9 protein-coding genes are annotated in these 12,101 nt (G+C 35.1%); 7 read left to right on the top strand and 2 right to left on the bottom strand.

Going from position 1 to position 12,101, the window contains the following annotated elements; all coding sequences use genetic code 11:
• Positions 1–10: 10 nt before the first annotated feature.
• Entirely contained in the window at positions 11–949 is a 939-nt protein-coding gene (gene ribF / locus J3U56_RS09430; RefSeq protein WP_267367473.1) for a bifunctional riboflavin kinase/FAD synthetase, read from the bottom strand.
• Positions 950–1,127: 178 nt separating this feature from the next.
• Positions 1,128–1,787, bottom strand: a complete 660-nt coding sequence (gene folE / locus J3U56_RS09425; protein ID WP_267334385.1) for a GTP cyclohydrolase I FolE — start codon at positions 1,785–1,787, stop codon at positions 1,128–1,130.
• Positions 1,788–1,984: 197 nt separating this feature from the next.
• Here folE and polA point away from each other — a divergent pair, with 197 nt between their 5' ends.
• The 7 genes from polA to J3U56_RS09390 all read left to right on the top strand — a co-directional run bounded on the left by polA (position 1,985) and on the right by J3U56_RS09390 (position 12,082).
• Complete coding sequence (gene polA / locus J3U56_RS09420; protein ID WP_416380336.1) at positions 1,985–4,753, top strand: DNA polymerase I; 2,769 nt, start codon at positions 1,985–1,987, stop codon at positions 4,751–4,753.
• Positions 4,754–5,020: 267 nt separating this feature from the next.
• Entirely contained in the window at positions 5,021–6,451 is a 1,431-nt protein-coding gene (gltX, locus tag J3U56_RS09415) for a glutamate--tRNA ligase (RefSeq protein ID WP_267334382.1), read from the top strand.
• Positions 6,452–6,507: 56 nt separating this feature from the next.
• Positions 6,508–8,109: an intermembrane phospholipid transport protein YdbH family protein gene (locus tag J3U56_RS09410; RefSeq protein ID WP_267367468.1), complete on the top strand. Its 1,602-nt coding sequence runs from the start codon at positions 6,508–6,510 to the stop codon at positions 8,107–8,109.
• 11 nt (positions 8,110–8,120) lie between these two features.
• On the top strand, positions 8,121–8,306 hold the full coding sequence (locus tag J3U56_RS09405; RefSeq protein WP_267334378.1) for a YnbE family lipoprotein: 186 nt from the start codon (positions 8,121–8,123) through the stop codon (positions 8,304–8,306).
• A 129-nt stretch (positions 8,307–8,435) separates the two neighbouring features.
• Positions 8,436–8,780 (top strand): YdbL family protein, encoded by a 345-nt coding sequence (locus tag J3U56_RS09400; RefSeq protein WP_267367464.1) that lies wholly within the window; start codon positions 8,436–8,438, stop codon positions 8,778–8,780.
• 188 nt (positions 8,781–8,968) lie between these two features.
• Entirely contained in the window at positions 8,969–10,642 is a 1,674-nt protein-coding gene (gene asnB, locus J3U56_RS09395; protein ID WP_065633200.1) for an asparagine synthase B, read from the top strand.
• 459 nt (positions 10,643–11,101) lie between these two features.
• The gene (locus J3U56_RS09390; RefSeq protein WP_267367462.1) at positions 11,102–12,082 is read left to right on the top strand and encodes a D-isomer specific 2-hydroxyacid dehydrogenase family protein; all 981 of its coding nucleotides are present in this window, start codon (positions 11,102–11,104) and stop codon (positions 12,080–12,082) included.
• Positions 12,083–12,101: the final 19 nt, after the last annotated feature.

The raw sequence follows: 12,101 nt of genomic DNA, 5'->3' as shown, positions 1-12,101 counted from the left end.
CTACTTCTTTTTAATGGGTTAATTGTGCACTGATCTGTTTGGCAGTGCAAACATCTTGTGTAATTTGTTGTTTTAACTCAGCCAATGAGTCAAATTTTTTCTCGTCGCGCAATTTATGGACAAAAGTCACGTCTAAATATTGTCCATAAATGTCACCCGAAAAGTCAAATAGATTCACTTCTAAAACTGCTTTTTTTCCTTGAATAGTCGGTCTTAAGCCAATATTAGCAATGCCAAAATAGTGTTGTTGGTTACAGCAATTTTTAACTTTAACCACATAAACCCCTTGCAATGCAGGTTTTTTTCGATGTAGATGAATATTAGCTGTTGGAAAACCGAGTTGTCTTGCCAACGCATTACCGTGCACCACACGACCTTGGATGGTGTAATCACGCCCTAATAAACTGTGTGCTAATTGAAAATCATTATTCAACAAAGCTTGGCGCACTGCTGTGCTACTAATTCTTAAATGATTCCAAACAAATGTCGGCATATTTTCCACAGCAAAATCGTGTTGATGTGCATAGTGTTGTAAAAGGTTGATATCACCTCGCCGTTCGAATCCAAATCGAAAGTCATCACCAATAGTGATAAATTTGGCTTTTAGCTTATTGATTAACCAATCTTGAATAAAACAATCAGCTGACATGCGGGCAAAGGTCTGAGTAAATGGAATCGCTATAATATAATCAATCCCAAGCTCTTTAATAAAAATCACCTTTTCTTGAAATGATGTTAACCGTGAAGGCGCATTATTAGGATTAAAAAACTCTAATGGCTGTGGTTCAAATAACATTAACACAGTCGGTAAATTTAATTTTTTACCTTGTTTAATAAGATGATGAATTAATTGCTGGTGACCTAAATGCACACCATCAAAATTTCCTAATGTTAAAACGCATTGAGAAAATTGATTTTTTAAATTAGCGATACCACGGATAATCTTCATGAAAACAATGTTATTTATATTAAGTAGCCGAGAATTATACCAATCTTTCTTGAAGATGCACGTAATATAAAGTCGGATTTGTTATTGTCTTACATCACTTATTTTAATATGTTTTAGACCGATATTTAATGCTAAGTTTGGGTTTAACATCAATATCAATCAAATCGGGTTATTATTGTTAATAATGATTAAGTGCTCGTAAAAATTCTTGTCTGGTACTTGGATTTGTTTTAAACCCGCCGCCCAGCGCTGTTGTCGTTGTTCTACTACTTGAATCTTTAATGCCTCGAGCCTTAACACAATAGTGGGTTGCATCAATTGAGACCGCCACATTGACCGTCCCTAGTAAGGTTTGAAGGGCAACGAGTATTTGTTGAGTTAACCTTTCTTGTACTTGTGGACGTGAGGCAAAAAATTCGACAATTCGGTTAATTTTGGATAAGCCTATCACTTTATCTTTAGGGATATAAGAGACAGTTGCTTTGCCGTCAATGGTGACAAAATGGTGTTCACATACACTGGTTAAAGTGATATCACGAACGGTTATCATCTCGTCAACTTGCATTTTATTTTCAATTAAGGTGATCTTCGGAAAGTTTTCATAGTAAAGCCCCGAAAAAATCTCATCAACGTACATTTTAGAAACTCGATGTGGTGTTTCAGCCAGACTATCATCTGTTAAATCAAGTTCCATTAACTTCATAATTTCACGAAAATGAGCTTCAATTTTAGCCTTACGCTCACTATTATCCATAGCTAGACGACATGATGGCGTTTCAAGATTTTTATCAGCTAAGGCCGCTTTGACTTTTTGCGCAGCTAGACTTAATTGTGTCATTTATCAAATACTCAGGCAAAAAATAGATGTGATATTATATAACAGTCACAGTGTAAGATACAGTTTTTTACGCGTTTTTTATACTAAAGTGTATGATTCATATTAAACATTTTTACGTTATATTATCGGTCATAATAAGAATATTATTGCCAATTAGGTTATACTATTCACTATTATATAGCATAACCTAGGTGATTATGATGCCAAATAACACACCCATTATCTTAATTGATGGTTCTTCTTATCTTTATCGTGCTTTTTTTGCATGTCCTCCGTTAACTAATGCCAAAGGTGAACCAACAGGGGCTATTTTTGGTGTCATTAATATGATTCGTAGTTTAATTAATCAATTTAATCCGACTCATATTGCTGTGGTTTTTGATGCTAAAGGGGGATCTTTCCGTAATGAGATTTATAGCGAATATAAAGCAACCCGCGAAGCGATGCCTGAAAATCTTCGCCCTCAAATTGAGCCTATTCATACTATTTTGAAAGCAATGGGATTACCCTTACTGTGTATTGAAGGTGTTGAAGCTGATGATGTTATTGGTACGTTAGCTAGACAAGCTGAAAGCGAAAATCTGGATGTGCTAATTAGTACTGGTGATAAAGATATGGCTCAGTTAGTGAGTCATAACATTACTTTAATTAACACTATGAATAACACCGTACTTAATCCTCAAGGGGTGATCGAAAAATTTGGTGTTCCACCCGAGAAAATTATTGATTATTTAGCACTGCGTGGCGATTCTTCCGATAATATTCCTGGCGTTCCTGGTGTTGGTGAAAAAACAGCTCAAAGCTTATTAGCTGAATTTAGTGGCATAACAGATATTTATGCTCGTCTTGATGAAATTGAAAAACTTTCAATTCGTGGCGCAAAATCTTTAAAACAAAAACTGATTGATAACCAAGAAGAGGCTGAACTCTCTTATTTACTTGCCACCATTAAAACTGATGTAGAATTGGATTTTACTAGCGAACAACTGATGGTAAGTGATATTGATGTGAATGCATTAAACGAATTATTTGCCTATTATGGTTTTCACCGCTGGCAAAAAGAGTTAATGGCAGGTACTTTCTTAAAACAACAAAAATCATTCCCTAGCGGTGGTGTGCCATTATTTTCCGATAATGAAGACGTTAAACAAAATAAAGAGTCTGATTATCAATGCATTTTAACGTCGGCACAACTTGATGAATGGCTCACTAAGTTAAGTAATAGTAAACAATTTGCTTTTGATACAGAAACAGATAGTGTTGATCATGTGCATGCTAAGCTCGTTGGAATATCGTTAAGTGTGGTTCCTTATCAAGCCGCTTATATTCCTCTAGCTCATCAATACTTAGGGGTTCCAGATCAGTTACCACTTGATGAAGTATTAACAAAATTAAAACCAATTTTAGAAAATCCTAATATCAAAAAGATCGCGCAAAATGCTAAGTTTGATTATAGTATTTTGGCTAATTATGATATTAAAGTGCAAGGCATTGCTTTTGATACGATGCTTGAATCTTATGTCTTAAATAGCACCGAACGTCATGATATGGATAGTATGGCTCATCGTTACCTAAATCATAAAACTATTACTTATAATGAACTGACTAAGTTAGATAAAAAACAGCTAACTATTGATGCCATTGATATTGAAAAAACCACTCAATATGCCGCTGAAGATGCCGATATTACGCTACAACTGCATAATAAATTGTGGCCAAGCCTTGAAAAAGATCCAAAATTAATCAAACTCTTTACTGATGTTGAAATGCCGCTTGCTCTGGTACTTGCCGAGATGGAAAGAACAGGCGTTTTAGTCGATGCTAAGTTGCTCAATGAATATTCAAAGGAATTGGACAGCAAACTAAGGGAAACCGAGCAACAACTACAATTTTTGGCTGGCGAAAAATTTAATCCTGCTTCGCCAAAACAAATACAAGCCATTTTATTTGATAAGCATCAATTGCCGGTATTGAAAAAAACACCTAAGGGTGATCCATCAACCAGTGAAGAAGTGCTAAGTGAACTTGCTAATGATTATCAATTGCCACGTATGATTCTGTTTTATCGAGGCTTGGCAAAACTTAAAAATACCTATACTGATAAATTACCATTAATGATTAGCCCTATTGATCATCGTATTCATACCAATTATAACCAAATTGGTACAGTGACGGGGCGCTTATCTTCTAATGACCCAAATTTACAAAATATTCCAGTTCGAAATGAAGAAGGTCGCCGCATTCGTCAAGCGTTTATTGCCCCAGAAGGGTATAAGATCATCTCGGCGGATTACTCACAAATTGAGTTACGTATCATGGCGCATTTGTCGCAAGATAAAAGCTTACTTAATGCTTTTGCTCATGACAAAGATATCCACCGCGTAACTGCGGGCGAAATTTTAGGTAAGTCCGAAAGTGAAGTGACATCAGAAGAAAGGCGCCGAGCGAAAGCGGTGAATTTTGGACTGATTTATGGCATGAGTGCTTTTGGTTTGTCGAAACAAATCAATGTAGCTCGCAAAGAAGCACAATTTTATATCGATCGGTATTTTGAACGTTATCCCGGCGTACAAAACTATATGGAACAAACGCGTCAGTTAGCCGCTGAACGTGGTTATGTTGAAACACTTTCGGGTCGACGTTTATATCTACCAAAAATCACCTCAACAAATGGCATTGAGCGCCGCGGAGCGGAACGCGCAGCGATTAATGCACCGATGCAAGGCACTGCTGCTGATATTATCAAAATTGCCATGATTGAGATGAGTAAATGGATTAAAAAACAGTCAGCCGGTAATATAAGAATGGTTATGCAAGTGCACGATGAGTTAGTGTTTGAGGTTAAGCATGAATTAGTTGATGCGTATCGAACTGAAATTAAATCTATTATGGAAAATTGTTACCAATTATCTGTCCCGTTAAAAGTGGATGTCGGTGTGGGTAATAATTGGGATGAAGCACATTAATTTTTAGTTAAAACACGCATAGATTTGTTTGTTCAACGATTTCTATTAAATCGTCTAAATCAACTTAACTGTATTAACGATTGTCGCAATCATGTTGCCGATAGTAATCGGCTATTGCCGAAACCTTTTACCATGCTAGAATAAGCAACTAAACTGAATTTATATCAAAAAGTTATTCTATTGACTGATTGGGTCGAATTAGAGAAAAAAGCGTTGGTTTTGAGTTTTCATGACCAAGCTTACTTTTGTTATTATTAGGATTATTTCATGAAAATTAAAACTCGTTTTGCGCCAAGTCCAACTGGCTATTTACATGTTGGTGGTGCTCGTACTGCACTTTATTCTTGGCTCTATACTCGCCATGCCAAGGGTTCATTTGTCTTACGTATAGAAGACACTGATCTTGAGCGTTCAACACCAGAAGCGATTGATGCTATCATGGATGGTATGAATTGGCTTAAATTGTCATGGGATGAAGGCCCATATTTCCAAACTAAGCGTTTTGATCGCTATAATCAAGTGATTGACGAAATGTTGGCCAAAGGAACGGCTTACCGTTGCTATTGTTCTAAAGAGCGCCTAGAAAAACTGCGCGAAGAGCAAATGGCAAAAGGGGAAAAAGCCCGTTATGATGGGCATTGTCGTTGTGATGCTGTACAAAAACAGCATACTCATGATGAGCCGCATGTTGTGCGTTTTGCTAATCCGGTTGATGGCGTTGTTGTTTTCAACGATTTAATTCGTGGTCCAATTGAAATTGCCAATAAAGAGCTTGATGATTTAATTATTCGCCGAACTGATGGTTCACCTACTTATAATTTTTGCGTTGTCGTTGATGATTGGGATATGCAAATTACACATGTTATACGCGGTGAAGATCATATTAATAATACGCCTCGTCAAATTAATATTCTTAAAGCATTAGATGCACCTCTACCTGAGTATGGGCATGTATCAATGATTTTAGGTGACGACGGACAAAAATTATCAAAACGTCATGGTGCAGTAAGTGTGATGCAGTATCGTGATGATGGCTATTTACCGGAAGCATTACTTAACTATTTGGTGCGTCTTGGTTGGTCACATGGTGATCAAGAGATCTTTTCGATATCTGAAATGATAGATTTATTTTCGTTAAATGCAGTAAGTAAATCTGCAAGTGCGTTTAATACCGAAAAATTACTTTGGTTGAATCATCATTATATTAATCATTTGGATGCCGACTATGTTGCGCAGCATTTAGTTTGGCATATGAACCAACATGGCTATGATTTAAGTCAAGGTCCTGATCTTATAACCATAATTAAATTGTTTGCTGAGCGTTGTAAAACCTTGAAAGAGATGGCTGAGTCATGTGCGTATTGTTATCAAGATTTTGATGATTTTGATGCTGATGCAGCTAAAAAACACCTACGCCCAGTTGCTAAAGCGCCACTATTAGCTATTAAAGCGAAAATTGAGGCGATTGCTGATTTTGATTGGCAAATTGATAAAATTCATCATGCTATTGAAGCAACCGCAACTGAGCTTGAGGTTGGTATGGGTAAAGTGGGTATGCCATTACGCGTTGCTGTAACGGGTATTGGTCAATCTCCATCGGTTGATGCAACCGTTTTTGCTGTAGGTAAAAAACGGACTTTAGCTCGTATAGATAAAGCGCTTGCTTATATTGATCAACGGGAACAGACATCAGTGTGATTCAATTATCATTGCCGGCAAAACCGGCAATGAATGTAATGGGTCAGGAATATTAAATGGTACGTTTAAAGAAGCGTTATTTGATCCCATCTTTTCTATTACTCATTGTGCTATTATTTAGTTCATTTGGATGGTGGTATTGGCAGAGTTTAAAACAAGAACTCGGTCTTACAGTTGATTGGCGAGGTATGAGCATCGGTTTTAACGGTTTATGTTTTGATGAACTGACCCTATCTAAACAATCTCAACTGAAAATTACCGGTAAAAATTTAAAATTTTCTTGGTCGAATTTATCGGCGACAGATTTAGAAATTTACTGGCAAGCAAATCAAAGTAAAATCGATACAGATTCATTGCCAATAGATGATAAAAGTCATACTGAACAATCAGATAGCCCCTTTTCCAATTTCGCTAGTTTTTATACATGGCTTCCCAAATTAATACATATTGATTCAATACGTTTTTATCAGCAACACAATGAACTTATTGATATTAAAATTAATGTGGAAAAGCAGTTAGATTCATTGCAACTTCGTGCTTCATTCAATAAAAATTATAGTGGTGAACTTTCAGCTAATTTATTGTTAAATCGTGCTGAATCTCGAGTGGATATCACCACTGCTGAATTTAATACAGTCCTAACTCAAGCTAATATAAAAAATGCTAAAATAACGGTTCTTTTTAATGGGTGGCTAAAACATGATCGTCTTTCACTCAATGTCAGTAACTCGACAATAAATGCAGAGCAAGTAAGTATTTCACCCAACCTAATGTTAGCTAATCTTAATGGCACACTAAATTTTGCAATGCAATCTAAAATTCCAGTTACTATTGAAAATGTCATCATTGATGGAAGATTCAATATCCAAAATTTGGATGGTATTTATGATAATGTTGAAATTAAATCAGCATCAAGTGGTGGGCAACTTTTAGTTAAAGATAATAAGTTCTTGATTGAAACATTTAATACAAGAATACGAAATGTGAATGTCGGCATATTATTTGAAAATGTAAAATTTGCCGGAGAATATTTAGCATCTTTTAACGCCATAAGCAAAGGCAAATTAAGTTGGCATCGCTTTGAGTCAACGCTTTTTTCTGGAAAAATTTTGGTTAACAATAGCACAATAAATTTCAATAAACTTAAGCAAAGTATCAAAGTCTATTTAAAAGCAATCCAATTAAAGGATATCTTAACCACTTACCCGGTTGAGGGACTTAATGGTGAAGGATCTATTGATGGTATGTTACCAATCAAAATAACTCAGATTTCAACAGCAAATAATAATAGGTATAATGTCTCAATTGAAAACGGTGAACTTGCTACAACTGCATCAGGGTATTTAGCATTTAATAATTCAGCATTGCAAGATTATGCAAAAAACAATCCTAACATGCAATTAGTCACCAATGTGTTACAGAATTTTGAATATACTAAACTTGCTGCTAGTGTTAATTATGCTGATGAAATAGCAAATTTAGCGATTAACATTCAAGGCAAAAATCCAAAAATAAAAAAAGGTAAAGCCGTTAATTTAAATATTAATCTACAAGAAAATATTGTTAAATTATTGATGAGCTTACAATTATCAGATCACATTAGTGAACCGATTCGTCAACGTATTGAAGCACATTTAAAGAAGGAATCTTTTAAATAAGAGGTTATTTTATGCTACGAAATGTTATTGCAATGGTGATATGTGCCACTATATTAAGTGGATGTTCACCCACAGTTAAAGTAGAAGCACCAAGTGAACCTATTAATATTAATTTAAATGTAAAAATAGATCACCAAATTAATATTAAAGTTGATAAGGCATTAGATAATATTATTAATAAGTCAGGCTTATATTAAATGATTGGATTTTAGTGTTTGATTGGCATTTTTGATATTGATAAATAAAAATCTAATATGGTATATCAATAACTTTTGTTATTTATATTCAATTAAATAAATTATGATGTAATTGTTTAGGGGGTTGTTATGACAATCTATAAAAAAGTATCATGTGTTTTATTGTCGATGGTTTTATCTTTTTCTGTGTTTGCATTAAATTTAGATCAAGCAATGGATGCATTGAGTCAAGCTAAAGCACAAGGTTTTGTGGGTGAGCAAGATGATGGTTATTTAGGTGTAGTTAAAAATGAAGCTAATGCAAGTGAAATTGCTCAATTAATTAACCAGGCTCGTAAAGCACAATATCAAAAAGTCTCTGTTGAAACGAATGTGTCTTTAAGTGAAGTTGAAAAAAGAGCGGGTAGTAAAGCTCAAGAGAAAACCCCAGCAGGGCAATATATCAAGCAACAAGGTCGCTGGTTAAAAAAATAATTTTTAGCTTTTCGCAGTAATAGGAAAAGTATAATCACATTGTACTTTAATTGTGTATGAATAATGTGTATGCTGTTAAACAGATAGTTTGACATACCTTATTTTACTAATAACAATGGTGTGAATTTTTTAGTTAGTTTTTTATTTTGTAATAGTATCGCGTGTGCGATTTTAAATGGAGAAAATCAATGTGTTCGATTTTAGGTATTCTTGATATTAAATCAGATCCAGAACAACTACGAACAAAAGCACTAGAATTATCAAGTCTACAGCGTCATCGTGGACCTGATTGGTCTGGTATTTTTGCTTCTGATAAAGCAATTCTTGCTCATGAACGTTTATCAATTGTTGATGTTAATACTGGATCTCAGCCACTTTATAATAAAGATAAAACATTAGTTTTAGCAGTTAATGGCGAAATTTATAATCATCAAGAACTCCGAAATCAGTACAAAGATCGTTATGAATTTCAAACAGGATCAGACTGTGAAGTAATCCTTGCTCTGTATCAAGAAAAAGGCATTCATTGCCTTGATGACTTACAAGGTATGTTCGCGTTTGTTCTTTATGATATTAATAAAGATGCTTACTTTATTGGTCGTGACCATATTGGCATTATCCCTATGTATATGGGTTATGACGAAAATGGCACATTTTACGTCGCTTCTGAAATGAAAGCATTAGTGCCAGTTTGTAAAACGATTGAAGCTTTTCCGCCGGGCAGTTATTTGTCAAGCACTGAAGGTGAAATCAAAACTTATTACAAACGCGATTGGATGGATTACGAAAATGTCAAAGATAATAAAACTGACATTAACGAACTTCGTGTAGCATTAGAAGAGTCGGTTAAAAGCCATCTTATGTCTGATGTACCTTATGGCGTACTACTTTCTGGAGGACTTGATTCTTCGGTTATTTCAGCTATTACCAAAAAATTCTCAGCAAGACGGGTTGAAGATCATGAAAAATCTGAAGCTTGGTGGCCACAATTGCATTCATTTGCTGTTGGCTTGAAAGGCGCGCCTGATCTTAAAGCTGCACAGGCTGTTGCTGACCATCTTGGTACCGTTCACCACGAAATTAACTTTACTATTCAAGAAGGTATTGATGCTATTCGTGATGTAATTTATTTTATTGAAACTTACGATGTAACAACCATCCGAGCTTCTACACCAATGTATTTGATGGCGCGAAAAATTAAAGCGATGGGCATTAAAATGGTCTTATCGGGTGAAGGTGCCGATGAAGTATTTGGTGGCTATTTGTATTTCCATAAAGCGCCAAACGCCAAAGAGTTCCATGAAGAAACGGTTCGTAAATTAGCGGCACTTCATATGTATGATTGTGCTCGTGCTAATAAAGCCATGGCAGCATGGGGCGTTGAGGCTCGTGTTCCATTCTTGGATAAAAAATTCTTAGATGTGGCGATGCGCATTAATCCTAAAGATAAAATGTGTGGCAGCAACGGCAAAATGGAAAAACATATTGTCCGTGAAGCATTTGAGTCTTATTTACCCGCATCTGTTGTTTGGCGTCAAAAAGAACAGTTTTCTGATGGTGTAGGTTATAGCTGGATTGACACATTAAAAGAGATTGCTGAAAGTAAAATTACTGACCAGCAATTAGCAAATGCTAAATTCCGTTTTCCATATAACACACCCGCTTCAAAAGAAGCATATATGTATCGTGAAATTTTTGATGAATTATTCCCAGTTGAAAGTGCTGCTCACTGTGTACCGGGTGGTCCAACGGTCGCTTGCTCAACAGCAAAAGCGATTGAGTGGGATGAGTCATTTAAAAATCTCAATGATCCGTCAGGTCGTGCTGCGATAGGCGTGCATAATGATGCTTATAAAAAGTAATATATCAACTTTAAATACTCGCTTATTTATCTGAGTTGATTATAAAAAGGGCTATATGCCCTTTTTTATTGTTCAGTGAAGTCTAAATACTTTCTTTATGGCCCTATCTATACGAGATCTTATCATTCACCATCTGCCTATTGCAGTGCTCAATTTTTTTATTACTGATACTCATTTTAAGTATGATTCAATTGGATTGGTTAATTTGATAATTGATGAACTAAATTGCATTGCGATTTTTTATCAAAAATAGTTTATTGGCTTTCCAATATCTTTCGTTTTTGGGCTCTATTTAATAGAAAAAGTTTTTTATTAAATCTGTGATCTAAATTCACTTTTTTCTAAATCTTATAAATTATACTAAATGTTACCAGTCACATTATGGCTGTCTGGAAAGTAAATTACCTTTATTTTCCGATAATTAATACGTAAGGGTGTATGATTAATTAGGAGCATTGAGTGAAAAATTATAAAATTGCAATAATCAACTCAAGTAGTTTTGGGAAATATTTTCCTGATCATTTAAAACGATTAGAAAAAATTGGTGAAGTAAAACATTTTACTTTTGAAAATAATATTCCCGGAAAAGAACTCGCCGACGCATTGCAAGAATTCAATATTGTTATAGCAAGTGTTAGACCATTTTTTAACAAGGCGTTTTTTGATAATAAAAAACAACCTTTACTCCTACTTTCACGTCATGGTATCGGCTTTAATAATGTTGATGTAGTAGCAGCTAAAGAGCATGGAACTATCGTCACTATTGTGCCGCCTTTAGTGGAGCGTGATGCGGTTGCCGAAAATGCTGTGACTAATTTATTGGCATTAATTAGACAAACTGTTCAATCTCAAGCTGCGGTTAAGGCAAATGAATGGCAAAAAAGAGCCTCTTTTCTAGGCATCAATGTTACGGGTAAAACTGTTGGTGTTATCGGATGTGGGAATATTGGTAGCCGCGTAGCAGAAATATTCAAACACGGTTTTAATGCTCGATTATTGGTTGTTGACCCTAAAGTTAACAAAACATGGGCGAGTAAACACAATATCGAAATTGTTGAGTTAGATTATTTGCTAAAAAATGCTGATATCATCTCTTTAAATGCATCATTAAACGAAACAAGCTACCATATTTTAAAACAACCTCAATTTTCTTTGATGAAAAAAGGTGTTTTTATTACAAATACCGCACGAGCCGAATTGATTGACGAAAGTGCATTAATTAACGCGCTAGATAGTGGTGGTGTTGCAGGACATGCAACAGATGTAATGTACGTTGAACCTTCATATAACGATAATCCCTTAGTCCAGCATCCAAAAGTGCTTGTCACACCTCATACTTCAGCTTATGCCATTGAATGTTTACAAGGTATGGGTGAAAAATGTGTGCAGGATGTAGAAAATTTTGTCAATAATTTACAATTGCAATCCGTTGTTTCTTAATGGTTTATTTTAAAGTTTA

Origin of the sequence: Gilliamella sp. B2824 (assembly GCF_026536245.1) — a bacterium.
Taxonomy (GTDB): domain Bacteria; phylum Pseudomonadota; class Gammaproteobacteria; order Enterobacterales; family Orbaceae; genus Gilliamella.
This window is presented reverse-complemented; position numbering and strand designations above follow the sequence as displayed.